At 64.4% G+C, this 25500-nt stretch carries 21 protein-coding genes and 1 other RNA gene; 13 read left to right on the top strand and 9 right to left on the bottom strand.

Features of this window, described 5'->3' with window-relative positions; genetic code table 11:
* Nucleotides 1-6 precede the first annotated feature (6 nt).
* The 3 genes from HAP41_RS40780 to tkt all read right to left on the bottom strand — a co-directional run bounded on the left by HAP41_RS40780 (nucleotide 7) and on the right by tkt (nucleotide 4494).
* A complete protein-coding gene (locus HAP41_RS40780) occupies nucleotides 7-1203 on the bottom strand; it encodes a phosphoglycerate kinase (protein WP_063981025.1) in 1197 nt (398 codons plus the stop codon).
* Between the two features lie 138 nt (nucleotides 1204-1341).
* Nucleotides 1342-2349 (bottom strand): type I glyceraldehyde-3-phosphate dehydrogenase, encoded by a 1008-nt coding sequence (gene gap / locus HAP41_RS40775; RefSeq protein WP_085401784.1) that lies wholly within the window; start codon nucleotides 2347-2349, stop codon nucleotides 1342-1344.
* Nucleotides 2350-2508: 159 nt separating this feature from the next.
* Nucleotides 2509-4494, bottom strand: coding sequence for a transketolase (gene tkt, locus HAP41_RS40770; RefSeq protein ID WP_166079724.1), 1986 nt, complete (start codon nucleotides 4492-4494; stop codon nucleotides 2509-2511).
* Between the two features lie 285 nt (nucleotides 4495-4779).
* On the opposite strand from tkt, the gene HAP41_RS40765 reads away from it, so the two are divergent.
* The 5 genes from HAP41_RS40765 to HAP41_RS40745 all read left to right on the top strand — a co-directional run bounded on the left by HAP41_RS40765 (nucleotide 4780) and on the right by HAP41_RS40745 (nucleotide 7290).
* Nucleotides 4780-5100, top strand: a complete 321-nt coding sequence (locus HAP41_RS40765; protein ID WP_020608063.1) for a DUF4164 domain-containing protein — start codon at nucleotides 4780-4782, stop codon at nucleotides 5098-5100.
* On the top strand, nucleotides 5097-5480 hold the full coding sequence (locus tag HAP41_RS40760) for a cell division protein ZapA (RefSeq protein ID WP_028150902.1): 384 nt from the start codon (nucleotides 5097-5099) through the stop codon (nucleotides 5478-5480). Before HAP41_RS40765 ends, HAP41_RS40760 begins: the two co-directional genes overlap by 4 nt.
* A gap of 59 nt (nucleotides 5481-5539) precedes the next feature.
* Nucleotides 5540-5700, top strand: a non-coding RNA gene (ssrS, locus tag HAP41_RS40755) — 6S RNA.
* A 191-nt stretch (nucleotides 5701-5891) separates the two neighbouring features.
* Nucleotides 5892-6488: a 5-formyltetrahydrofolate cyclo-ligase gene (locus HAP41_RS40750; protein WP_166079786.1), complete on the top strand. Its 597-nt coding sequence runs from the start codon at nucleotides 5892-5894 to the stop codon at nucleotides 6486-6488.
* Nucleotides 6466-7290 carry a TIGR00282 family metallophosphoesterase gene (locus HAP41_RS40745; protein ID WP_028150900.1) on the top strand — a complete coding sequence of 275 codons (825 nt, stop codon included), beginning with the start codon at nucleotides 6466-6468 and terminating at the stop codon, nucleotides 7288-7290. The genes HAP41_RS40750 and HAP41_RS40745 overlap by 23 nt, the downstream gene beginning before the upstream one ends.
* 212 nt (nucleotides 7291-7502) lie before the next feature.
* Here the strand turns inward: HAP41_RS40745 and HAP41_RS40740 are convergent, their stop codons facing one another.
* A complete protein-coding gene (locus HAP41_RS40740; protein WP_166079839.1) occupies nucleotides 7503-8570 on the bottom strand; it encodes a CobW family GTP-binding protein in 1068 nt (355 codons plus the stop codon).
* Nucleotides 8571-8690: 120 nt separating this feature from the next.
* On the opposite strand from HAP41_RS40740, the gene HAP41_RS40735 reads away from it, so the two are divergent.
* From HAP41_RS40735 to HAP41_RS40700, 8 genes are all read left to right on the top strand, one after another.
* On the top strand, nucleotides 8691-9788 hold the full coding sequence (locus HAP41_RS40735) for a cyclase family protein (RefSeq protein ID WP_071916648.1): 1098 nt from the start codon (nucleotides 8691-8693) through the stop codon (nucleotides 9786-9788).
* Between the two features lie 605 nt (nucleotides 9789-10393).
* Nucleotides 10394-10816 (top strand): IS66-like element accessory protein TnpA, encoded by a 423-nt coding sequence (gene tnpA, locus HAP41_RS40730; RefSeq protein WP_166079858.1) that lies wholly within the window; start codon nucleotides 10394-10396, stop codon nucleotides 10814-10816.
* Nucleotides 10810-11163, top strand: coding sequence for an IS66 family insertion sequence element accessory protein TnpB (tnpB, locus tag HAP41_RS40725; protein ID WP_166065968.1), 354 nt, complete (start codon nucleotides 10810-10812; stop codon nucleotides 11161-11163). Before tnpA ends, tnpB begins: the two co-directional genes overlap by 7 nt.
* Nucleotides 11164-11214: 51 nt before the next feature.
* Nucleotides 11215-12780, top strand: a complete 1566-nt coding sequence (gene tnpC, locus HAP41_RS40720) for an IS66 family transposase (RefSeq protein ID WP_166055670.1) — start codon at nucleotides 11215-11217, stop codon at nucleotides 12778-12780.
* Nucleotides 12777-13379 carry a plasmid pRiA4b ORF-3 family protein gene (locus HAP41_RS40715; protein ID WP_166055583.1) on the top strand — a complete coding sequence of 201 codons (603 nt, stop codon included), beginning with the start codon at nucleotides 12777-12779 and terminating at the stop codon, nucleotides 13377-13379. Before tnpC ends, HAP41_RS40715 begins: the two co-directional genes overlap by 4 nt.
* 76 nt (nucleotides 13380-13455) lie before the next feature.
* Entirely contained in the window at nucleotides 13456-14274 is an 819-nt protein-coding gene (locus HAP41_RS40710; RefSeq protein ID WP_321576658.1) for a tyrosine-type recombinase/integrase, read from the top strand.
* Between the two features lie 20 nt (nucleotides 14275-14294).
* Nucleotides 14295-15521 (top strand): IS91 family transposase, encoded by a 1227-nt coding sequence (locus tag HAP41_RS40705; RefSeq protein ID WP_166053869.1) that lies wholly within the window; start codon nucleotides 14295-14297, stop codon nucleotides 15519-15521.
* Between the two features lie 407 nt (nucleotides 15522-15928).
* Complete coding sequence (locus HAP41_RS40700; protein WP_166053956.1) at nucleotides 15929-17275, top strand: IS5 family transposase; 1347 nt, start codon at nucleotides 15929-15931, stop codon at nucleotides 17273-17275.
* A gap of 7 nt (nucleotides 17276-17282) precedes the next feature.
* Here the strand turns inward: HAP41_RS40700 and HAP41_RS40695 are convergent, their stop codons facing one another.
* The 5 genes from HAP41_RS40695 to HAP41_RS40675 all read right to left on the bottom strand — a co-directional run bounded on the left by HAP41_RS40695 (nucleotide 17283) and on the right by HAP41_RS40675 (nucleotide 25497).
* Nucleotides 17283-18626, bottom strand: coding sequence for a c-type cytochrome (locus HAP41_RS40695; RefSeq protein WP_166079920.1), 1344 nt, complete (start codon nucleotides 18624-18626; stop codon nucleotides 17283-17285).
* Complete coding sequence (locus HAP41_RS40690; protein WP_166079939.1) at nucleotides 18623-20788, bottom strand: xanthine dehydrogenase family protein molybdopterin-binding subunit; 2166 nt, start codon at nucleotides 20786-20788, stop codon at nucleotides 18623-18625. The genes HAP41_RS40695 and HAP41_RS40690 overlap by 4 nt, the downstream gene beginning before the upstream one ends.
* Nucleotides 20789-20796: 8 nt before the next feature.
* Entirely contained in the window at nucleotides 20797-21261 is a 465-nt protein-coding gene (locus HAP41_RS40685; RefSeq protein WP_175617995.1) for a (2Fe-2S)-binding protein, read from the bottom strand.
* Between the two features lie 954 nt (nucleotides 21262-22215).
* The gene (locus HAP41_RS40680) at nucleotides 22216-23640 is read right to left on the bottom strand and encodes a methyl-accepting chemotaxis protein (RefSeq protein WP_166079949.1); all 1425 of its coding nucleotides are present in this window, start codon (nucleotides 23638-23640) and stop codon (nucleotides 22216-22218) included.
* 108 nt (nucleotides 23641-23748) lie between these two features.
* Complete coding sequence (locus tag HAP41_RS40675) at nucleotides 23749-25497, bottom strand: methyl-accepting chemotaxis protein (RefSeq protein WP_166079954.1); 1749 nt, start codon at nucleotides 25495-25497, stop codon at nucleotides 23749-23751.
* Nucleotides 25498-25500 lie beyond the last annotated feature (3 nt).

Genomic DNA, 25500 nt, shown 5'->3' with positions numbered 1-25500 from the left:
GACTGATTACTTGGTGCGCAGAACTTCGACGCCGGGAAGGGGCTTGCCTTCCATCCATTCAAGAAATGCGCCACCGGCGGTCGAGACATAGGTGAATTGACCGGCCACATGGGCCTGGTTGAGGGCCGCGACCGTGTCGCCGCCGCCCGCGATCGAGATCAGCTTCTTGGCCTTGGTGCGCTCGGCGGCATGCTTGGCGGCCGACACGGTTCCGCGGTCGAACGGCTGCATCTCGAAGGCGCCGAGCGGTCCGTTCCAGACCAGCGTGGCCGCGTCGTCGATCGCGGCGTGGACGCGCGCGATCGACTGCGGGCCGACGTCGAGGATCATGCCGTCGGCCGGGATCGCATCGAGCCCGTAGGCATGCGAGGGCGCGTTTGCCGCGAAATGATAGGCGACGGTGGCGTCGACCGGCAGGATGATCGCGCAATTGGCGGCTTCCGCCTTCTCCATGATGCGGATCGCCGTCGCGGCGAGATCCTTCTCGGCCAGCGACTTGCCGATCCCAACGCCCTGGGCGTGCAGGAAGGTGTTGGCCATGCCGCCGCCGATCACGAGCGCGTCGACCTTGGTCACGAGGTTTTCGAGCAGGTCGATCTTGGTCGAGACCTTGGCGCCGCCGATGATCGCGATGACGGGCTTGGTCGGCGAGCCCAGCGCCTTCTCCAGCGCGACGAGCTCGGCCTGCATGGTGCGGCCGGCATAGGCCGGCAGCTTGTGGCCGAGGCCTTCGGTCGTGGCATGGGCGCGGTGCGCGGCCGAGAAGGCGTCATTGACCCAGATGTCGCCGAGTTTTGCCAATTCCGCGACGAAGGCGGGATCGTTCTTTTCCTCTTCCTTGTGGAAGCGGGTATTTTCCAGGCACAGGATGTCACCATCCTTCAACGCAGCCACGGCCGTGGCCGCGGGCTCGCCGACGCAGTCGTCGGCGAAGGCGACGGGCCTGTTCACGACCTTCGACAGCGCTTCGGCAACCGGCTTGAGCGACTCCTTGGGGTCGCGTCCCTTCGGCCGGCCGAAATGCGCGAGCAGGATGACCTTGCCGCCCTTGTCCGAGATTTCAGTGATGGTCGGCGCAACGCGCTCGAGCCGGGTCGCGTCGCTGACGCGCCCGTTGTCCATGGGCACGTTGAGATCGACGCGCAGCAGCACGCGCTTGCCCTTCACATCGACGTCGTCGAGGGTGCGGAATTTGTTGGTCATCGGACACTCTCTTGTCCCGGGCGCATAGCTGCGCGGAGTGCCGCTATGCAGAACCGGGACCTACGCTGGAGGGACATGGGTCCCGGATCTGCGACGCAGCGTTTCACGCTGCATCGCGTCCGGGACACGAGAGCGGAGTTAGATCACCTTCGCGAACGCGACGGCGGTGTCCGCCATGCGGTTCGAGAAGCCCCACTCGTTGTCGTACCAGGACATCACGCGCACCAGCGTGCCGTTCTGCACCTTGGTCTGGTCCTCGTGGAAGGTCGAGGAGTGCGGATCGTGGTTGAAGTCGATCGAGACGTTCGGCTGATTAGTATAGCCGAGAATGCCCTTGAGCTGCTGCTCGGAGGCCCGCTTCATCGCCGCGTTGATTTCCTTGGCGTCGGTGGCGCGCTTGGCGACGATCTTGAGGTCGATGACCGAGACGTTCGGGGACGGCACGCGGATCGAGACGCCGTCGAGCTTGCCCTTGAGTTCCGGGAGCACGAGGCCGATTGCCTTCGCCGCGCCGGTCGAGGTCGGGATCATCGACATCGCCGCCGCACGGCCGCGGTAGAGATCCTTGTGTAGCGTGTCCAGCGTCGGCTGGTCGCCGGTGTAGGCGTGGATCGTGGTCATGAAGCCGGTCTCGATGCCGACCAGGTCGTTCAGCACCTTGGCGACCGGCGCGAGGCAGTTGGTGGTGCAGGAGCCGTTGGAGACGACCAGGTGATCCTTGGTCAGCGTGTCGTGGTTGACGCCGTAGACGATGGTGGCGTCGGCGCCGTCGGCGGGCGCGGAAACGAGAACGCGCTTGGCGCCGGCGGTGAGATGCGCGGACGCCTTGTCCTTCGCGGTGAAGATGCCGGTGCATTCCATCGCGATGTCGACGCCGAGATCCTTCCAGGGCAGTTTCGAGGGATCGCGCTCGGCGGTCACCTTGATCTTGCCGCCGCCGAGGTTGATGGAGTCGCCATCGACGGTCACGGTGCCGGGGAAGCGGCCATGGACGCTGTCGAAGCGAAGGAGATGCGCGTTGGTCTCGACCGGGCCGAGGTCGTTGATGCCGACGACCTCGATGTCCTTGCGGCCGGACTCGGCGATAGCCCGCAGGATGTTGCGGCCGATGCGGCCAAAACCGTTAATTCCGACGCGGACTGCCATGTTTCATCTCCTTATGACCGTTCAATGACGTGTTCGATAACCCCGATCATCCCGCACAACGCGCCTGCGAGGGTTTTTTAGGGCGGACGCCCGGTTCGGCCGGGCGATGCTTGATCATATGAGAGACTACGTAGTCCTTTTTTTTGGCAAGCTCAACTCTCAGCTAACGCGCTTCAGCACAGCGTTAACCGCAGCCTCGGCGGTAATGCCGAAATGCTTGTAAAGATCCTTCGCCGGCGCGCTCGCGCCGAACGAATGCATGCCGATAAAATCGCCATCCTGGCCGATCACGGCATCCCAGCCCCAGCGCACTGCGGCCTCGATCGCGACCTTCACCGGCGCGTTGCCGATGATCTCGGCACGCTTGGCTTCTGGTTGCGCTAACAAAAGCTCGAGCGAGGGCACCGAGACCACCCGTGACGCGATGCCGCGCTCGGCGAGCTGCTTCTGGGCGGCGACCGCGATCTCGACCTCGGAGCCGGAAGCGAACAGCGTTGCCTTGGCTTCGCCCTGGGCGGCGACCAGCTCGTAGGCGCCGGCTGCGCAGGGAATGTCGTTCGGCGCATTGGTGCGGAGCTGCGGCAGGTTCTGACGTGTCAGCGCCAGCACGGTCGGGCCGTCGATACGATTGAGCGCAAGCTCCCAGCACTCGGCGACCTCGATGGAGTCGGCGGGGCGGAACACGCGCATGTTCGGGATGGCGCGAAGTGCCGCGAGATGCTCGACCGGCTGGTGGGTCGGGCCGTCTTCGCCGAGGCCGATGGAATCGTGCGTCATCACGTAGACGACGCCGGCGCCCATCAACGCGGCAAGGCGCATCGCGGGACGCGCATAGTCGGTGAACACCAGGAAGGTCGCGCCGTTCGGCGCGAAGCCGCCATGCAGGAAGATGCCGTTCATCGCGGCCGCCATGCCGTGCTCGCGGATGCCGTAATGGATGAAGCGGCCCTTGAGTGTCTTGGCGGAGAAGGCGGTCGCCGACTTCGCCTTGTTGTTGTTGGAGCCGGTGAGATCGGCGGAGCCGGCGAGGAATTCCATCGGCATCGCGCCGGCAATGACTTCGATCACCGCTTCCGAGGATTTGCGGGTCGCCGCGGTCATCGGCTTTTCCAGCAGCTCCTTCTTGTACGCGCGCACGGCCTTCGCGAGCGAGGCCGGACGCTCGTGACGCAGACGGCGCTCGAACTCGGCGCGCTTGCGGCTGCCGAGCTCGCCGAGCCGTCCTTCCCATTCCTGTCGTGCCGCCGCGCCGCGGCTGCCGGCTGCGCGCCAGGCCTTAAGCACGTCATCCGGCACCGAGAACGGCTCGAGCGAGATGCCGAGATTTTCCTTGGCGGCCTTGAGCTCGTCGGCGCCGAGCGCCTCGCCATGCGCCTTCGCGGTGCCGGCCTTGTGCGGCGCGCCGAAGCCGATGGTGGTGCGGCAGGCGATCAGCGTCGGCTTGTTGGATTTTTGCGCGCGGGTGATCGCAGCGGCGATGGCGGCCTGGTCATGGCCGTCGATCTTTTCGGCGGCCCAGCCCGCGGACTTGAAGCGCTTCACCTGGTCGACGGAATCGGAGATCGAGGTCGGCCCGTCGATCGAGATGCCGTTGTCGTCGTAGAGCACGATCAGCTTGCCGAGCTTCCAGTGCCCGGCCATCGCGATCGCTTCCTGCGACACGCCTTCCATCAGGTCGCCGTCGGAGGCGAGCACGTAGGTGTGGTGGTCGACGATCTTCTTGCCGAATTCGGCGGCCAGCATCTTCTCGGCGAGCGCCATGCCGACCGCGGTCGAGATGCCCTGGCCGAGCGGACCGGTGGTGGTCTCGATGCCCTTGGTGTGGAAGTTCTCGGGATGGCCCGGGGTCAAGCCGCCGAGCTGGCGGAACTGCTTGAGCTGATCCAGCGTCATGCCGGCATTGCCGGTCAGATACAGCAGCGAATAGAGCAGCATCGAGCCGTGGCCGGCCGAGAGCACGAAGCGGTCGCGGTCGGGCCAGTCGGTGACTGCGGCGTCGAATTTCAGGAATTGCGTGAACAGCACCGTGGCGACGTCGGCGGCGCCCATCGGCAGGCCGGGATGGCCCGATTTCGCCTTCTCGACAGCGTCCATCGAGAGGCCACGAATCGCGTTGGCCATGCGGTTGTGGTCGACTTGCGTCATGTCTGAAATCCGTCTGAAATGAGGCGCTTGGCGGTGGTGCGGGCCGCGTGGGGGGAGCCTGGCGGCCACGGAAGGTTGGGCTGGGATAGCACCTCGGTTCCGGGAGTCCAAGGCAATCAAACGTCGGTTTGGCCGTAAAAGTTGCTTAGCAGTGCATAGTTTCGCGGCGGCGTTGCGCTCCGCTAGCTTGCCACGTAAATTTCTGCTTCTAACCGTTTGCCGAACCGAGTCTTTTGCCGGACGGCAAGCCCCACGGGCAAGGCCACAGGTTCCGCCGCTGACTGCATGAACGATCGCGTTTCCAACAGCTCTGCCATGACGGAGTCCTCGGCCGTCGAGATCGAGATCGCGACCCGCAGACTCATGGCGGCGCTCGACGCGCTCGAAAGCGCGGTGGAGCGGCGGCGCGATGCCGATCGCGACGAGAACGAGCTCGCGGCGCGAATCCAGGCACTGGGCGCGGATCGCTCGCGGCTTGCCGATGAGCTCGACGGCGCGCTGGTGAAGGCGCGCAAGCTCGAGCGCACCAATCGCGAAATCTCCGATCGGCTGGATTCCGCAATCGTCACGATACGCTCGGTGCTCGATACCGGAGAGGACGGATGAGCCACATCAACGTCACCATCAACGGCCGGCAATACCGCATGGCCTGCGAGGAGGGCCAGGAGGTGCGGCTGCTCAAGCTCGCCGAAAGCCTGGAGACGCGGATTCAGTCGCTGCGCGGAAAATTCGGCGAGATCGGTGATGCCAGGCTCACCGTGATGGCGGCGCTGACCGTCTGCGACGAACTGGTCGACGTTGGCAACCGCGTCCGCACCATGGAGCAGGAGCTGACTGAGCTCAGGGATTTCCGCAATGCCGCCGTCGAGCGCGCCCGGATGACCCAGACCGCCGTGGTGAATGCGCTCAACGCCGCCGCCGAGCGCATCGAGAAGTCGACCCAGGTCCTGAACCGGACGGTGGGCAACGGCATCGCGATCGGCTGATTTTGGGCGGACCGCCCGTTGGGCTGGCGGTTCGTCAGTATCGTTGTTACATTGCGCGGGCGAGGCTGCGACGTGCGTCAGGAGCCATATATCCCCGGGGCCTTATCGATCCTTTAGGGAACTGTCCCTGGCCGGGCCCGTGGGCTCGGACATATGGTGCCCACCTACTTTCGTAGGGAACTCCGGGATCGAGTGCTTCAACGGCGTTCGCGGCTTCGCACTTTTGTTTGCTTGGTTTGTGCTTGTCGAAGCAACTGCGGCCAGTTCGGTAGATGTCGTGCTCCGGCTCGCCCGGGGCATTCAGTACGCCGCGGCCTCTGTGTGAATCACCACCGCCTCTGGAATACTGGATCACCCGCCCCGGTGCGCAAGGGCGCACAAGGTGGGTGATGACGTGGGGGACCAAAGCGCATGTCCAATTCGAAAGCCGAACTCCGTGCCAAAGCCCTCGCGGCGCGCGATGCGCTGAGCGAGAAGAAGCGCACCGCCGCCGCCGCAAAGCTCGCCAAGCGCGGGCTGCCGTTCCCGCTGCTGCCCGGCAGCATAGTCTCCGGCTATTCCCCGATCCGCAGCGAGATCGATCCGCTGCCGCTGATGAAGGCACTCGCCGAGGCGGGCGCAAGGCTCGCGCTGCCCTGCGTCACCGCCCGCGGCCAGTCGCTGATCTTCCGCATCTTCCATCCGAACGACCGCCTGATGCTCGGCCCGCTCGGCATTCCCGAGCCGTCGCCGGCCGCGGCCGAAGTCATCCCCGACATCATGCTGACGCCGCTCGCGGCCTTCGACCGTCTCGGCCATCGCATCGGCTATGGCGCGGGGCACTACGACCACACCTTCGCGCATCTGCGCAAGACCAAGCAGATCGTCGGCATCGGGCTTGCTTTTGCAGCCCAGGAGATCAAGGCGGTTCCGGCACTATCGCACGACGTCGCGCTGGATTATGTGCTAACGGAATCGGACGTGTTCGATTTCCGGAGTTCTGAAGTTGCGCATTCTCTTCGTGGGTGATGTCGTCGGCCGTAGCGGCCGCAACGCCATCGCCGAATATCTGCCCGGCATGGTCAAGGACTGGTCGCTCGATTTCGTCGTCGTCAACGGTGAGAATTCCGCCGGCGGCTTCGGCATCACGGAAGCGATCTATCAGGAGTTTCTCGATGCCGGGGCCGATGCGGTGACGCTCGGCAATCACTCCTGGGACCAGCGAGAAGCCCTGGTGTTCATCGAGCGCGCCGAGCGCCTGGTGCGGCCGACGAACTACCCGCGCGGCACGCCCGGCCGCGGCGCCGCGCTGGTGGAGACCAAGAACGGCAAGCATGCGCTCGTCGTCAACGCGCTCGGCCGCGTCTTCATGACCCCGTTCGACGATCCCTTTGCCGCGCTCGAGCGCGAGCTTGGCGCCTGTCCGCTCGGCGTTGCCGCCGACGCCATCGTCGTCGACTTCCATTGCGAGGCGACCAGCGAGAAGCAGGGCATCGGCTTCTTCTGCGACGGCCGCGCCAGCCTCGTCGTCGGCACCCACACCCATGTGCCGACCGCCGACCACCAGATCCTGTCGGGCGGCACGGCCTACATGACCGACGCCGGCATGACCGGCGATTACGATTCCATCATCGGCATGCAGAAGGAAGAACCGCTGCGGCGCTTCACGTCGGGGATTCCGTCAGGCCGGTTCGAGCCGGCCGCGGGCGTGGCGACGCTCAGCGGCGTGGCGGTCGAGACGGATGATGCCACGGGCCTTGCGCTAAAGATTGCGCCGGTGCGCGTCGGCGGCCGGCTGGAGCCGGCGACGCCGAAGTTCTGGTTGAGCTGACGGACAGCGCGGCATTCACGCTGCCACCCTCCCCTGGAGGGGGATGGTCGATCGCGCGCAGCGCGAGCGGGGTGGGGTGATCTCTCCCCACGGGCACTGTTCGAGGTGGAGAGACTGTCACCCCACCCCGCTGCGCATTCCGCTTCGCTGCATGCACAGCGACCCTCCCCCTCCAGGGGAGGGTTCGGCAGCGTCGCTCATTTCGACGCGCCTCACGCTGCCGCGAGGACCGCCTGCCAGAGCTCAAGCACGTCCGCACGCGCGATGCCGCGTGTGATGAACACGATGCGCGAGCGGCGATCGCTGTCGGGCCAGCCGCTGAGCGCCACCGGCGGATGGAAGACGTGATGCACGCCATGGATCACGATCGGCGCCGGTTCGTCACGGAGATTGAGAATCCCCTTCACCCGCAGCAGATCCTGGCCGCGCGCGTTGCGTAAATGCGCAAGCCAGTGCGTCACGGCCATCCAGTCGAGCGGCTCGTCGAACGCCAGCATGAAGCTCGCGATCGACGCATCGTGATCATGATGGCCATGATCATGGTGCGCGTGATGATCGTGATGCGCACGGCCGGCGTGCGCATCTGGTTCCGCGAAGGCCCGCTCGTTGAGCCAGCGCTCAACGTCTATCCTTTTCAGCTCGGGATCGATCAGGCCGGCGCCGAATAGCTGCGCGGGATCGATCTCGCCGTGACTGACGTTTTCGATTCTGGCGCCGGGATTGAGCCGCCGCAGACGCAGCTCAAGCGCCGCGATGTCCTCGACCAGGTCACTCTTGGTGATCAACAGCCGGTCGGCCAACGCTACCTGTTTCACCGCCTCATACTGCCGGTCTAGCTGATGCGGCGCGTTGACCGCATCGACCGTGGTCACGACCGTGTCGAGCCGCAGGAAGTGCGAGACGAGCGGATTGTTGAGCAGGAGCTGCACGATCGGCGCGGGGTCGGCGAGCCCGGTGGTCTCGACCAGGATACGGCGGAACGGCGGAATCTCGCCGCGGTCCCGCTTCACCAGAAGGTCTCGCAGCGTCTGCTCCAGGTCGCTGCGGATGGTGCAGCAGATGCATCCGCTCGCAAGCACGGCGACTTCGCCGTCGACGCGTTCGACCAGGAGATGGTCGAGGCTGACTTCGCCGTACTCGTTGATGATGACGGCGCTGTCCTTCATGTCGTCGTGGCGCAGCAGGCGATTCAGCAGCGTGGTCTTGCCGCTGCCGAGAAAGCCGGTGATCAGCGAGACCGGAAGTCGCTGCGCGGATTTATCGCTTTCGAACAGGCCCATGGGAAGCTCTCGCGTCGGCCGTCTTATTTTTGTCGCTGGACAACAGCGTAGCGGAGGAGGAGGCTAGCGGAAACAATTTTAGAGTCAGACATTGTTCTGACCACAACCTGGGAGGGTGGAATGTCTAACGAGATCAATAACGTAGATCAAGACGGCGGCGGCTCCACGACGGATCGCCGGACCCTGCTCCGCACCGCAGGCATCGCCGGCGTTGCTGGAGCCGCGCTCGCCGGCTCGATGCACGGCAAGTTCGCGCTTGCACCGATCAGTGAGGCCCAGGCGCAGACTGCAACCTCCATGCCCAAGGGCACCGACAAGCCCTGGTGGCCATCGAAATGGGGTAAGGATGACGAGTCCGGCGCATCCAACCACATGACCCCGGCGAAGGTCCTCGACGCGGCGAAATGGATTAAGGACGGCAAGATCTACAAGATCGGCCGCGTCTACGAAGCCGCCATGCCGCTGTTTGGTGCGCGTATATTCGCACTGCGCATTCCGGGCAGCCCGACCGGCGGCCCGTTCGGTGACAATAAGATGGTCTATCACGACGAATTCCTGGCCACCGAGATCGGCCAGACCGGTACGCAGTTCGACGGCCTCGGCCATATCGGCATCCAGATGGGCAAGGACGGCGACAAGAGCGAGATGCGATTCTACAATGGCTTCACAGCCGCAGAAATTAGCGACGCATACGGGCTCAAGAAGCTTGGCGTCGAGAAGCTTAAGCCGATCTTCACCCGCGCGCATCTGCTCGACATGGTCGCGCTCAAGGGCGGCATGATGGATGCGGGGCAGGAGATCACCTCGGCTGACATCAAGGCGGCGCTGGCGAAGCAGAACATCCCCGAGAGCGACATCAAGCCTGGCGACGCGATCATGTTCCACACCGGCTGGGGCTCGCTCTGGATGAAGAACAACGATCGCTTCAACAGCGGCGAGCCGGGCATCGGCCTCGATGCTGCGAAGTGGGTGGTCGAAAAGGATCTTGCGCTGACCGGCGCCGACACCTGGGCGGTCGAGGTGGTGCCCAATCCCGACAAGTCGCTCGCTTTCGTGGTCCACGCCGAGCTGCAGACCAAGCACGGCATCCACAACCACGAGAACCTGATCTTCGACGATCTGATCGCCGAGAAGAAGTATCAGTTCGTCTATTCGTTCACCCCGGCGCCCATCAAGGGCGCGACGGGAAGCAACGGATGTCCGATCGCGATTACGTGACGATACGCATCGGCGTGGGTGAGGGAAGCCCACGCCGAAGTTTTGGTTGGGCTGAAAGCGTTGCCACACACTCGCCGTCGTCCCCGCCTAGTGCGCAATTGCGCACGGGGGCGGGGACCCATAACCCCCAGGGAGTAGTGTGGGGCACAGCTCCCACACCGAATCTTCGCCAAATCCCGCCCTGTGGGTATGGGTCCCGGATCTGCGCTTCGCTTGTCCGGGACGACGGCGGAGATTGGCGCGCGATCACGCGTCAATCTCGTCGTACACTACTCCGTCGTCCGTGAACAAGGCTCTAAGCGATTGAGCGAGAGTCTGTTTTTCGGATTTGAGACGGTTTGAGATTGCAGGGATTGGGAGGTAAAGACCGCCAAAGCCTGCAAATTCGATTGTGGATTCAACGAAGCCGCTGCCGCGGCGTAGGGGGCAAGGTGGCATAGATCGCCTCCTGGCTGAGAGGATGTGGGTGTTGGAGCCCACCCCCTCAGACAGGAGTATCGAGATGGCCGATTTGAGCGTAAGCGTAGCGCCGAGGCCCGTCTGATTGTTTGTGCGGAGTCTTGAGAGCACCGTTAGAAGAGTCATCTTCTGGAAGGGTGCTCACAATGGACGACCATTCTGACGACATAAGACGACCGTTGTCACCGCGTATTGAAGTGTTCGCTGGCGCAGGTCGAAAGCGCTGGCCGGATGATTTGAAGGCGCAGATTGCGGCGGAAAGCCTCGAACCGGGGGCGGTTGTAACAGACGTCGCTCGTCGCCATGGCTGCCGGCCCCAGCAGGTGCATGATTGGCGGCGCCGGGCGCGTTTGGGCCAGTTGGTATTGCCGGCGTCGGCGGACACGCTGTCGTTCGTGCCGGTGGTGTCGGAATTAGCGTTGCCTGCGGCCGCAGAGCCCTCCGGTTCGCCGGAAGCAGCCATTGTTACGGTTGAGTTCCAGGGCGCGCGCGTGGAGGTGCGCGGGGCGCCTGGCCTTGCTGCGTTGAGCGATGTGTTCATTGCGCTGCGATGGACACGTTCATGCTGACGATGCCGGCGAGCCTCATGATCTACGTGGCGACGCAACCTGTGGACTTCAGGAAGGGTGCAGAGGGCTTGGCGCTGCTGGCGAAGGATACGCTGGGCCATGACCCGATGAAGGGCGTGGCGGTGGTGTTCCGTGCGAAGCGCGCCGATCGGGTGAAGATCGTCGTCTGGGATGGCAGCGGCCTTGTGATGTACTGGAAGCGGCTCGATGGCAGCGGCTTCAAATGGCCACCCATCGTGGCCGGTGTGATGCGGATGAATGGGGCCCAGCTGTCAGCACTGCTGGCCGGCATGGATTGGACGCGCATGCACGCGCCTCGGATCCCGCAGCCGAAAGCGCTTGCGTAAAAATGCAAATCATCGCTGCATCGTGACGCGAAGCATGGCAAGCTCGGGCCAATGAGTGATTTGCCTGATGAGCTACCGAGCGATCCAGCCGAGTTGCGTGCCTTTGCCGCGGCTCTGCTGGATCGCTGCGCCCGGCTCGAGCGGTTGCTCAAGCTTGCGAAAGATGCGCAGTTCGGTCGGTCCTCGGAAAAGCTGGACGCTGATCAGCTGCAGCTTGTTCTGGAGGATATCGATCAGGCCGTTGCGGCTCTCGAAGCCGCCGAGAATCGTGCCAATCCCAAAACAGGCGAGAAGAGAGCTGCCGCGCGCAGAGCCAACCGTGGTCAGCTGCCGGAGCATTTGCCGCGCGTCATCGAGACTATGATGCCGGCCGAGAGCTGCTGCCCGTCTTGTAAGGGCAACCTCTTCGAGATTGGTCAGGATGAGAGCCAGAGGCTCGACGTCGTTCCGGCGCAGTATCGCGTCATCATCACCCGCCGTCCCAAGCTGGCCTGCCGCGCCTGTCATGGCGTCGTCCTGCAGCACGCGGCTCCCGAGCGATTGATCAGGGGAGGATTGCCCACCGAGCGGCTGGTCGCGCATGTGATCGATGCCAAGTATCACTGGCATTTGCCGCTTTACCGCCAGGCGCAGATGCTGGCGACGCACGGAATAGCGCTGGATCGTTCCACGCTCGCCTTCTGGGTCGGCTATGCCGCCCAGGAATTGAAGCCCGTGTGGCATCGTCTGCGCCAGCTTCTGCTCGCCTCCTCGAAGCTCTGTGTCGATGAGACCCCGGCGCCGGTGCTGGATCCGGGGCGCGGCAGAACAAAAACCGGCTACTTCTGGGCGCTGTCACGCGATGACAGGCCTTGGGCCGGACCTGATCCGCCTGGGGTAGTCTATGCCTATGCACCGGGCCGCGGCGCCGTTCATGGCTTGCGGCTGCTGGAGGGCTATCGCGGCATCATCCACTGCGACGGCTATCAGGCTTACAAGACCATGACCCGAGAGACGCGTGCGGACGCCCTGTCCGGGACGCTCGCCTTCTGCTGGTCGCATCTGCGGCGCCAGTTTGTGAAGATCGAGCGGGAGGCTGCGCCTGCGCCAGCTCCGGTTGCCCGCGAGGCTCTTGAGCGCATCGCCCAGCTTTACGCGGTCGAGAAGGCCCTCCGCGGCCGATCTGCGGACGAGCGCCGTGCTGGCCGACAAGCGCATACCCGGCCTCTGGTTGCAGCCTTGAAGCAGTGGTTTGAGGCCAAGCTCGATCACCTTGCGCAGAAGAGCGACACGGCGAAGGCTTTGCGCTATGCACTACGTCATTGGGACGGCCTGACGCTCTATCTTGATGATGGGCGCATCGAAATGGACACGAATGCTGTCGAGCGTGCGATGCGACCGATCAAGCTCAACGCCAAGAACTCTCTTTTTGCCGGTTGCGACGAAGGCGCCGGGAATTGGGCATTGCTGGCTTCGCTCATTGAGACCTGTAAGCTCAATGGCGTCAGTGCCGAGCACTGGCTCGCTGACGTTCTCGCCAAGCTCGTCAATGGTTGGCCTGCAGCGCGACTGGACGAACTGCTTCCCTGGGCGTCGACCTATACGATGCATACACGCGATCCGAGGCTGGCGGCATGAGCCTGAACACGACCGCGGTCCGGATCAAGGTGACCCTCAAGGATGTGAAGCCGGAGGTGATGCGTCGCCTTGTCGTACCCGTCACCCTGCGCCTTGATCGGCTGCATCTGACGCTTCAGGAGGCATTCGGCTGGACGAACAGTCACCTCTTCGAGTTCTTTGCTGGTGAGGCACATTGGGGGATTCCCGACCCCGACAATGATTACGGTCACCAGCCCATGGATGCCCGCAAAGCGCGGCTGTGCGATATCGTTCGCGAGACCGGCGCCAAGACGATCCACTATCTCTATGACTTCGGCGACAGCTGGGACCATGTGATCAAGCTCGAAAAATGGTTCGAGAACACCACGACGGAGGGGCTTCCCTTCCTGCTCGAGGCCGCCGGTCGTTGTCCTCCGGAAGACGTCGGCGGTGCGCCAGGCTATGCCGAATACCTCGCCGCCATCAGCGACCCCGCCCATCCCGAGCACGGACACATGCGCCTCTGGGGCCCGGAGCGGTTCGATCCCAACGTCGTCGACCGGAAGGCACTCGAAGCCGCCGTCAACGCGTTGTCCGACACAAGGAAGCCGCGGCGACGCGCCACGCGAACAAAATAGGCGTCAAGCGCCATTCAAAAGGGCCGCAGAGCTACGCTTACATTTGAGCCCTCTTCGCCGCCGCATGATCGAAGACATGACCGTCCGCAATCTGTCGCCGGCGACGCAAAGATCCTACATCAGCGCGGTTTCGAAGTTCAGCCGCTATTTTGGCCGATCGCCTGACCGGTTAGAGCTGGAAGACGTCCGCGCCTTCCAGGTGCATTTGGTCTCGACCGGCATCTCATGGCCGGCGCTGAACCAGATCGTCTGTGCGCTACGGTTTTTCTACGGCGTCACGCTCGGCGAGGCGCTCATCCCAGAGCGCATTCCCTATGCGCGAGAACCGCGCAAGCTGCCGGTCGTTCTCAGCGCCGACGAAGTGGTTCAGTTTCTTGAAGCGGTATCGAGCCTGAAGAGCCGCGCCGCGCTCACCACCGCCTATGCGGCCGGGCTCAGGGCCTCGGAGGTTGCGGGACTGCGGATCGAAGACATCGACAGCGCCCGCGGCGTCATCCAGGTGCGCCACGGCAAGGGCGCGAAGGATCGCAACGTGATGCTGTCGCCCCAGCTGCTGGGCATCCTGCGCACCTACTGGCGGCTCGCCCGGCCGCGGCTTTATCTGTTCCCTGGTCGTGACGAAGATCATCCGATCGATCAGACCGTGCTGCATGCCGCCTGCCGGTCGGCGGTGAAGGCTGCGGGCCTGACCAAGCGCGTCACGCTGCACACGCTGCGCCACAGCTTCGCGACACATCTTCTCGAGAACGGAACCGATATCCGGATCATCCAGGTCTTGCTCGGGCACAATAATTTGTCGTCGACAGCGCGCTACACGCAGGTCGCCACCGATACGATCCGAGCGACGCAGAGCCCGCTCGATCGCCTGTCGCTGGAGGTGACGCCACCTGGATGACCCGCAGCGGGATGCGGGTCATGACCCGCTCCGACATCCGCTCCAACAGGCCCGCCATCGAGATTGCCGATATTCTGCGCCGGCATGGCGACGCCTATCGCCGTGTACATGCCGGTCATCTGGGGCGGGTCGAGCGGCGCGTGATGAGCGCGATCGTTGCGTGCCGGACCGAGGCGCTCGGCGGCCACATGCAGGCTTGCGACGACTGCGGCACGACACGCGTTGCCTATAATTCCTGCCGCAATCGGCACTGTCCGAAGTGTCAGGGGAGAGCCCGAGCCGCGTGGCTCGCCGCGCGTCAAGCCGACCTGCTTCCGGTTCCCTATTTCCACGTCGTCTTTACACTTCCCGCACCGATCGCCGCGATCGCTTTCCAGAACAAGGCCGTCGTCTATGCCATCCTGTTCAAGGCTGCCGCCGAGGCGATGACGACGCTCGCCGCCAATCCACGCCGGCTCGGCGGTGCGATCGGCGGCGTCGCCGTCCTCCACACCTGGGGACAGACGCTGATGCATCATCCCCACGTCCATTGCGTCGTTCCGGGTGGCGGCCTCTCGCCCGATGGCGCGCGCTGGACCGCTTGCCGACCGAACTTCTTCCTGGCCGTCAAACCGTTGTCCAGACTATTTCGCACACTTTTTCTCAAACGTCTGTCGGCAGCCTTCAACTCCGGTGCCTTGCGTTTCTTCGGCGATCTCGGAGCTCTGGCCGAGCCGGCTGCCTTTGCGGCCCACCTCGACGCCATGCGACGCATCAACTGGGTTGTTTACGCCAAGCGGCCCTTCGGCGGACCCGCACAGGTCCTGGCCTATCTCGGCCGCTACACCCATCGCGTCGCGATCGCCAACAGCCGGCTCGTCGCACTCGACGACGATCATGTCGCCTTCTCATGGAAGGACTATCGCCAAAACAGCGCGACAAAGATCATGAATCTCAAGCCCGATGAGTTCATTCGCCGTTTCCTGCTTCATACGCCGCCTGACGGCTTCCACCGCATCCGCCACTTCGGCTTCATGGCCAACCGCCATCGCGCTGCCAAGCTCGCCCTTTGCCGCGAACTTCTCGATCATGAGCGAACAGCCCCAAACGATGGCCAGCCGTCGCCTGTGGATTCGGAGGCTCAAACCTGGGCCGAGGTTCCTGCCTGTCCCGATTGTGGTGGCGTCATGCGCATCATTGAGCGCTTTCGACATAGCTTCAGACGCCCCAGCCCTCGAACATCACCGTTCCGATGCGACACATCGTGAGCCAAGTCATGTCGTGCACGACGATCATCATTCGTCATTTCGCTCCCAGCGTCTCGATCATCGCGGACGATGTCGAATCCGTGCTGTCACACTGCGCGACAACAACCGTCCGATGCAGCAAAAGGCCTATCGCGATCTCAGGCGAAGCGCGTCTGATCTCAACTCTTCCAGGATGCGCACTCCTGTGTCTCTGCCTCACGCGCCGAGCCAGCAGATCGGGCATGGCGATCTCGAACAATCCCCATAGCTGCAAAACCGCGAATAGCCTCCCGCGCCTTCGTTCAATCCGGCTTCAATGAGGTCGCGTCATAAGCGCCTGCCGCGCCCTCGCGTGAGCGCGACCTCACAGAACCCTCCAGATTCCCTTTCGCAGCGGACCATGATTCTGTGTTGCATCGGAGGGGACGATGCGACCGAAGAAGCACAAGACGACGGGATCGAACGACCTGTTCCGGGCGCGGCTGGACCAGATCATCAATCTGAAGCACGAGCTGGTTCTGTTGGCCGGCAAGATCGATTGGGACTGGATCGACGGCGAGATCGCGCCGCTCTACAGCGAGAACGGCCGGCCGGGGATCGAGACCCGCTTCATGATCGGGCTGCTGTTGCTCAAGCAGATTTACGGGCTGTCCGATGAGGGGATTTGCGAGCGCTGGGTCCACGACCCGTATTTCCAGTACTTCACCGGCGAAGAGTTCTTCCAGCACGCCTTCCCGCACGAGCGATCGGACCTGAGCCATTGGCGCAAGCGGCTCGGCGACAAGCTGGAACTGCTGCTGGCCGAGAGCCTGCGGGTGGCGCACGAGGCCGGCGCGTTACGCGGCCAGGACCTCAAGCGGGTCACGGTCGATACCACGGTGCAGCCAAAGGCCATCACCTTTCCGACCGACGCCAAGCTGCTGCATGCGGCCATCAAGGGGCTCAATCGCCTGGCGAGAAGGCACGGCGTCAGGCTGCGGCAGTCCTATTCTCGGATCGCCAAGGCCGCCGCGATGATGGCGGGCCGCTACGCCCATGCCAAACAATTCAGGCGGCATCAGCGGCAGTTGCGTATCCTGCGCTCAAGGCTCGGCCGGATCATCCGCGATATCCGCCGCAAGATCGACGGCCAGCCAGCCCTGGAGGAGGCGTTCGCCCTTCCGCTTGGCCGGGCCAGCCAGATCCGCTCGCAGCAGCAGCGCCAACGCGGCTGGAAGCTTTATTCTTTCCATGCCCCGGAGGTGGAGTGCATCGGCAAGGGCAAGGCCTCCGCGCCGTACGAGTTCGGCGTCAAGGCTTCCATCGTCACCAACAACCGCCGAGCTCCCGGCGGTCTGTTCGTGCTACACGTCAGGGCGCTGCCCGATAATCCGTATGACGGTCACACCCTGCGCGACGTCATCGACCGCACCGAGGCACTCACCGGCTGTCCGATCGAGCGGGCCTATGTCGACAAGGGGTATCGCGGCCACGACGCTCAAAATCCACGTCGCGTCTTCATCTCCGGCCAGAAGCGCGGCGTCTTCGGGATCATCAAGCGCGAGTTGCGCCGCCGATCCGCCATCGAGCCCATCATCGGACACCTGAAGGCCGAAGGTCACCTCGGGCGCTGCTACCTCAAAGGCCGCGCAGGAGACGCCGCCAACGTCGTCCTCTCCGCCGTAGGCCACAACTTCCGCCGCATCCTCGCCTGGCTGAGAGATTTCTTGGACCTGTTCCTGATCCGGATATGGCGCACGTTCACATGTCCCATCCCGCTCAATTCGGATTCTTAACGGACGACTACTCCGCCGTCTGCTCCCGCAGCTCCGCAACATCCTTCGCCGTCAGCTTCGAGCCCTTCGTGCCGAACCGTGCCGTGACGTAGTTCGCCACCGCCGCGATCTCGTCGTCGCTATACGCATCGCCGAATGCCGGCATCGAGAGAGCGCCATCCGGCGTATGCCGCTTGGTGCCTGACAGCACGATCTGCGCGACGTTGGTGGCGGCGGGGTCGTTGACGGCCCAGGTGCCGGTCAGCGTCGCCATCGGCGAGACCGGGCTCTCGCCGCTCCAGCCGTGGCAGCTGGCGCAGGCGCTGGCGAACACCATCTTGCCGCGTGCGTCGGCCGTGACGCCGTCCTTGTGCGAGGCGGGCGCGGCCGGCGCCGTGGTGGCAGGCAGGTCGGGCGAGGCCACCGGCGGCACGCTGCGCAGATAGGCGACGACCGCGCGGATGTCTTCGGGAGCGAACTGGCTGAAGCTGCGATCGACCGCTTCGCCCATCGGACCCGAGGCCGAGCCGTGGCCCGGCGCGTGGCCGAGCGAGAGATACGAGATCAGGTCCTCGTCGCGCCAATTGCCGAGGCCGGTGGCCTTGTCGGAGGAGATGTTGAAAGCGCGCCAGCCGGCCGTGATCGCGCCGCCGAACTTCTTGCGGTTGTCGAGCGCAAAGCCGAGATTGCGCGGCGTGTGGCACTCGCCGCAATGCGCCAGCGCTTCGGCGAGATACGCACCTCTGTTCCACTCCGGGCTCTTCGAGGTATCCGGCGTGAAGCGCGTGTCCGGATTGAACACGGCCGACCAGAAGATCATCGCCCAGCGCTGGTTGAACGGGAACGACAGCGTGTTGTCGGGCGCTTTCGCGCGCACTGCCGGCAGGCTGAACAGATAGGCCTTCACCGCCAGCACGTCCTCGTCCGTCATGTAGGTGTAGGACGTGTAGGGCATGGCCGGATAGAGCCGCGCGCCGTCATGACGCGTGCCGCGCTGGACCGCGTTGAGGAAATCCTGGTCGCTGTAATTGCCGATGCCGGTGTCCTTGTCCGGCGTGATGTTGGTCGAATAGAGCGTGCCGAACGGCAGCTTGAAGCCGAGCCCACCGGAATATTCCTTCTCGCCGGGCTTGGTGTGGCAGACCATGCAGTCGGCGGCCTTCGCGAGATACTCGCCGCGCTCGACCAGGCTTGCCTTCTCCAGCTTTGCCGGCACGCCGGTCGGCTTGCCTGCGCGATAATCGGCCAGCGCCACTTTGGTGCCGCCGGCGAAGTCGAGCGGACCGGGCCCACGGATGATCCAGACGCCGAGCGCCGCCACGACGATGGCGATCACGACCAGGCTTGTGAGGATACGCATCTTGCCGCTCATGCCTTCTTCCCCGCAGCCAGAAGTTTCCGGTCGATCGGCAGGCGCCGCAGCGCCACGCCGGTTGCGGCGTAGATCGCGTTGCGCAGGGCCGGTGGTCCGGCGTTGACGCCGGCTTCGCCGATGCCGCCGGGCGCTTCGCCGCTCTTGACGACGATGACCTCGATCTTCGGCGTCTCGTTGATGCGCATCATGCGGTAGTCGTGGAAGTTCGATTGCTGCACGCGGCCCTTGTCGATGGTGATCTCGCCATAGAGCGCAGCGGTGAGGCCGAAGATCAGCCCGCCCTCGATCTGCGCCTTGATCGTATCGGGGTTGACCGCGATGCCGGTGTCGACCACCGAGGTGATGCGGCGCAGCGTGATCTCGCCGATGTCGTCGATCTCGGCTTCCACAACAGTTGCGAGGAAGCTCGCAAACGATGGCTGCAGGCAGACGCCACGGCCAACGCGGGCCGGCAGCGGTTGGCCCCAGCCGGATTTCTCCGCGGCAAGGTTGAGCACCGCGAGCGCACGCGGAGTCTTGGTCAGCATCGACCTTCGGAATTCGACCGGATCCTTGCCGGCCTTGCGCGCAAGTTCGTCCAGCGCGCATTCGAACGCGAACACATTGTTGTTCGGGCCGACACCGCGCCAGAAGCCGGTCGGCACAGCCGGTGGCTCGGCACGGACATATTCGACGTGGAAGTTGGGAAAGTCGTAGGGCGTCTCCACGGCGGCGTCGACCGCGTCGATATCGACGCCCTTCTGGAACGCTGGCGGCAGCCAGCGGGCAATCACCGCAGAACCTGCGATCTTGTACTTCCAGGCCGCCACCTTGCCGTCGACCAGGGTCGCATTGACCTGGTCGCGATAGACCGGGCGGTAGACGTCGTGCTGGATGTCCTCCTCGCGGGTCCATATCACCTTGACGGGATAGTCGACCTGCTTGGCGATCTTGACCGCCGCAACCACCATGTCGGGTTCGAGCTTGCGGCCGAAACCGCCGCCGAGCAGGTGCTGGTTGACGATCACCTTCTCGACGGGAAGGCCGGCGGCCTTCGCCGCCTCCGACTGCACGCGCGTCATGATTTGTGTGCCGGTCCAGATCTCGCAGGCATCCGGCCTGACGTGAACGGTGGCGTTGATCGGCTCCATCGAGGCATGCGCGAGGAACGGCAGTTCGAAGCTCGCCTCGAACTTGTCTCCGCTGGCAAGCCCCTTGGCGATGTCGCCGACGGATTTCGCGATCGCGCCATCCTTCTCGCTGGCCTTGCGTAAATCCTCCCAGATGTCCTTGGTCGAGATCTTGGCGTTCGGTCCTTCGTTCCACTCGATCTTGAGCGCTTCGAGACCCTTGGCAGCCCACATGTGATCGCCGATCACGGCGACGGCGTCGTCGAGCACGACGACCTTGCGCACGCCGGCGACTTTCATCGCTGCGCTGTCATCGACCTTGCCGACCTTGCCGCCGAACACCGGGCAATTGGCGATCGCGGCAATCTTCATGTTGGGCAGGATCGCGTCGATGCCGTAGACGACTTTGCCGTTGACCTTGTCCGGTGTATCCAGCCGCTTCAGCGGTTGGCCTATGAGGACGAAGTCCTTGGGGTCCTTGACCGGGACATCCTTCGGCGGTGTCTGGCTCTGTGCCGCCAGCGCGAGCTCACCATAGCCGAGCTTGCGGCCGCTTGCCGCATGGATGACTTCGCCCTTGGACGTCGTGCAACTCGCGGGCTCGACCTGCCATTGCGCGGCGGCGGCCTGCACCAGCATCGCGCGCGCGCTGGCACCCGCTTCGCGTAGCGGCTTCCACCAGGCGCGGATCGACGTCGAACCACCCGTCGCCTGCAGTCCGAAGGCGGGATTGGCGTAGAACTTGTCGTTTGGCGGCGCGTGCAACACCCCGACCTTTGCCCAATCGGCGTCGAGCTCTTCGGCCAGAACCATCGAGATCGAGGTGTAGATGCCCTGACCCATCTCCACCTGCGGCATGATCAGCGTGGTCTGGCCGGTCTCGTCGATACGGATGAAGGCGTTGGGCGCGAACTTGCCGTCGGTCGTATCCTTCGGCTGCTCCGGCTCGTTGACGGCGGCCCGTAGGGGCAGGTGAAAGGCGAGCAGGAAACCGGTCGCCACACCGCCGGTCAGAAGCGTTCGGCGGGAGAGGCTGTTGTGTGCGTTCATGGCGGACCTCACGACTGACGGCCGTTGGCGGCCTGCTTGATGGCCTCGCGGATGCGGACATAGGTGCCGCAGCGGCAGATGTTGCCGGCCATCGCGGCGTCGATGTCGGAATCATCCGGATGAGAGGTGGTTGCCAGTAGCGCGGCGGCCGCCATGATCTGGCCGGACTGGCAATAGCCGCACTGGACCACCTCGAGATCGAGCCAGGCTTTCTGCACCTTCGCGCCTGCGGGCGTATTGCCGACATGTTCGATGGTGGTGATGGCGCGGTTCGCAACCGCGCTGACCGGCAGGACGCAGGAGCGCACGGCCTTGCCGTCCACATGCACCGTGCAGGCACCGCATTGCGCGATGCCGCAGCCGAATTTCGTGCCCGTCATTCCGAGGATGTCGCGCAGCACCCACAGCAGCGGCATTTCCGGCGGCGCGTCGAACGATTTGGTTTCGCCGTTGATGGTGAGAGTTGTTGCCATAAGCATCCCCTTGCTCGCTTGATCGCTTGCGGCGATCTAGTCGGCGAATTCGTGCGCGACAATAATCATACTGATGCGAAGCGATGAAGCGCCAGAATTTCCGGCGATGCATATTTGCGCTGCCGACGCCTCAGGCCATGACGTTCACGAATTTGTGCGGCGATCGCTGCAGCGGAATTGGGCTAATTGATATGATAATCGTCATGTTGTGACGCATTTTCGTCGCACGCATCGTTGATTGCCGCAGATGATCGTGCGAATGCGGAAATTCATGCGATGACGAAATTCGTGCGATTGGGAAAGTCGGGCCGTGGCGAGCGCGGGCACGGGATCAATTGCAACGGCTCATTGTTGTGCCCTCTCCCCTTGTGGGAGAGGGCAGCGACACCGGTAGACGCAGACTCACTCGGGTGAGGGGTCTGTCTCCGCGTATGATCCTCTCATTCCGAAGCAGCTTTGCCCGCCGATAGAGACCCCTCATCCAGCGCTTCGCGCCACCTTCTCCCACAAGGGGAGAAGCGAAGGGGAGAGTGAAAATTTCGGAATAATGGCATTATGCGCCTATTTTGCCCGACGGAGCAATGGCTACATTCAACGCGTGCAGCGTGATGAGTTGAAGTCCGATCAGGCTCGGCGGACGGCAAGGCACAGCTCTCTCCGTTCCCTCCCCCCTTGCGGGGGAGGGGCAGGGAGAGGGGTGCTACACGGGGACTCTTTCGAGTCGCTCACACGCAGGCCCGATGCCTCGCCAAAAACCGGTACCTTTTCCTGAGCTACCCCTCTCCCTAGCCCTCCCCCGCAAGGGGGGAGGGAACGCACCTTCGTCGGCGCACTAGGTGAGTCTCTTCATCAGGCATCCAAGCCATTGATTCCCCAACGCCCCGCCTACTGTGCATGGGGTTGTTTTCCAGATTTTTGATTCAGGGACGCCAGGCGCGGCCGTCGCGGCGGGCGTCAGCTCTGCCGAAAACCCATCCGGAAGGCGCCCCAGTGCTTGCCGCGGATCACGATCGGCGAGGACAGGTCCTTCATCAGCACGAACTGTCCGCCGCCCATGTCGCGGCGATAGGTCTGGAGCAGGAACGGTTTTGTGTTGGCCGCGACCTTCTTCACCGCGCGGTCGCTGAACAGGCGGCGGTTGCGGCAATTGGCGTTGTTCCAGACGGGATCCTTGCCCTGCGGCAGGCGGTAGTTCGGGTTGTGGGTCGGCAGATAGCCGCCCTTGGCCCAGGCGACGCAGAACACGATGCGGGAATCGGACTTCTGGATCGGGTCCTGGATGGTGGGCAGCACGCGGTCGGTGAAGTCGACGTAGCTGGTCTTGTACTGCTTGGGATCGGTGCCGGGGATTTCCCGGTAGTTCTCGTCCATGAGCTGGTCGAGCGTGATCTCGCCGCGCTCGATTGCGGCCTCGAACTCGTCCGATATCCGCTTTGCGGTCTCGACGACGACGCGGATCAGCGGCGCATCCGATGTCTCCACGCCGCTGTCGGCGATCATCGCGATCAGCGCTTCGGACGTGTCGAGCAGTTTTGTCACGCGCTGATCGGCGTTCTTGAGATCGCGCGAGGACAGGTCGACGCCCTTGGCGAGCTCGTTGAGCTCGCTGATGACCGTGTCGCAATGGCCGAGATTGGAAGTCGCGGCGCGCGTGACGCTGTCGATCTCCGCTTCCACCGAGGCAAAGCCCTGCTGGACCCGCGAGATGATGCCGGAGATCTGCTGGGCGCCTTCGCCGGCGGTCTTGGCGCGTTGCGAGGCGTCGCTGCTCTCGCCGATCAGGCCTTCGATCTGGCCGTCGAGATCGCGCACGGTGTCAGAGATCTGATGCGTGGCCGCACGGGTAGCCTCCGCGAGATTCTTGACCTCGCTTGCCACCACCGCAAAACCGCGGCCGGCATTGCCGGCGCGGGCCGCTTCGATGGTGGCGTTGAGCGCGAGCAAATTGGTCTGCTTGGCGATCGCCTCGATCGAGCCGGACACTTTTGCCACCTGCGCCAGCGCCGAGCCGACCGCGCTCAGGCGCGCCTCGATCCGCTCCACGGCTGCGACGAGCTCGGAGATGTGGCTGACCGCGGTGTCGACCGCGCCGCGCGACTGCGCGATCTCGCCGACCGCCGCCGATGCGGTCGATTGCACCGCCTGCGATGCGTTGGCGATATCGTGATTGGCCGAGACCATCGTCTCGGCCGTCTCCTGGAGGTGATGGAACCGTTCGGACTGGTTCGCGACGCGGTTTGCGACTTCCTGGACGTTGCCGGCGATGTCGGCGAGCTCGACCCCGAGGCCGCCGATGCGGTCGGCGAGCTGGTCGATCAGACGTTCGGCAAGTGTCCGGTTGGAGCCGGTGTCCAGGACTGCCAGTTGTGCGACGGACATGTTTTGAGAGTCCTCCAGTCAGAGCCGTTCGCCGGCTCTCCGCGGCATTCCCATTCCAATTCCAGCCTTAAAGGATGATTCGCGGCCGGCGTCTTGCCTGAGTGTGCACTACAGCTTGTAAGCCGTGCGGAATCCGCCCCAGTGCCGGCCCTGGACGCGGATCGGAACGTCGATCTCGCGCATCATCACGGTGTTGCCGTTGCCCATGTCGCGGGCATAGCTCTGGACCAGGTACGAGCGCAGGTTGCGGGCGGCGGCGAGCCCCGCCGGATCGTTGAAGATCCGCCGGTTGCGGCTGTTGGCAGTGTTCCAGGCGGCGTCGCCCGGCCGCTGCGGATGCGAATAGATCTTGTTGTGCACCGGCAGGAAGCCGTTGCGGTCGACCATGGCGCAGAACGCCATGCGCGGTTCCTTGGCGAGAAAGGCTTCCTGGAACGGCGGCAGCGCGCGGTCGGCCCAGTCCAAATATCTGGTGCGGTATTGCTGCGGATTGGTGCCGGCGATTTCCGCATAGTCGGTGTCGAAGAGGTCGTCGATCCTGACCTCGCCGCGTGCAACCGCCTGCTCGAAGATCCGGGTCAGCGCCGTGCCGGCTTCCATGGCGCGAGTGACGAACTCGGTGTTCTCCTCGTGGATCGACCAGAGCCTGTCTTCGATCTTCTCGTTGAGATCGGCGTTGGGGCTGACGAACTGCGCGCGGGCGCCGGTCTTGGACTGCTCGATCACGCGCAGGCGGCAGGCGCCGACCCCTTCGAGGGTGCCGTCGACGATGGCCTGCGTGGCAAGCTTCGCCGCATCCGCGCCGCCGATCAGCACGCCGTCCATCGCGATCTCGTAGACCTGCAACACGCCCCGCGCGGTTTCGAACTTGAGATGGCAGGGCAGCCGCTCGGTCTTGCGGCGGTCGTCGTGCTCGCTCTGGCGGAGCAGCACCGCGCAGCGCGATTTCAGCTTCCGCGCGAAGGTGGTGACGGCCCTGCCGGCGCTGGCGACGTTCTCGCCGTGGGTCTCGGCCGCCTTGGTCGCGGCATCGATCTCGGCGGCGCTCTCGCCGACCGAGATGATGAACTGCGACGCGCTTGCCGCGTTGCCGGAGACCTCGCTGGTGGTGGCATTCTGCTCGGCGACCGCGCCGTTCACGGTGTCGAACACGGGGCGGATCGCCTCGATCGCCTGCGCGATGCGGTGCACGGCGTCGGCCGAGCCGGCGGCGTCGCGCTGAAGCGCGTCGATCTTCCTGGTGATCTCCTCCGTCGCGCCCTGGGTCTGCACCGCGAGCGCCTTCACTTCGGTGGCGACGACCGCAAAGCCCTTGCCGGCCGCGCCCGCACGCGCGGCCTCGATGGTCGAGTTGAGCGCGAGCAGCGTCGTCTGCCGCGCAATCTGCGCAATCAGATTGACGACATTGCCGATGGCGGCGGAGGATTCGCGCAGGCGGTCGACATTGGCGCGGGCTTCCTGCGCCGCAGCGCTGGCTTCGTCGGCGAGCTTGCCGGCCTCGCGCACCTGCGCGCCGATGCCTTGGGCGGACTGGGTGAACTTGTCGGCGGCGTGGGCGAAGGTGGAGGCGGTCGATTGCGCCGCATTGGTGCGGCCGGTGAGGGCGTCGGTGCGCCCGCGAATATCCGCGAGCGTTGCCGCGGTCGCCTCCGCGCCGCCGGCCACCGAATTGGCGGCGCGCTCGAGCTGGCGGATCATGGCGCCGAGCTCGAGTTCCAGCAGTTCCAGGATTTCCCTGGCGGAATCGCCCTCGGCCGACAGGGCGGGCGCGGGATCGGCCGGCGACGGCGCGGCCTGTGGGGGTGCCACGGGCGTGGACAAGTCGGGCAGACGCTTCCGAAACAATGCGAACGCCATCAG

The organism is Bradyrhizobium barranii subsp. apii (genome assembly GCF_011516635.5).
In the GTDB taxonomy this organism is placed as follows: Bacteria; Pseudomonadota; Alphaproteobacteria; order Rhizobiales; family Xanthobacteraceae; genus Bradyrhizobium; species Bradyrhizobium barranii.
This window is presented reverse-complemented; position numbering and strand designations above follow the sequence as displayed.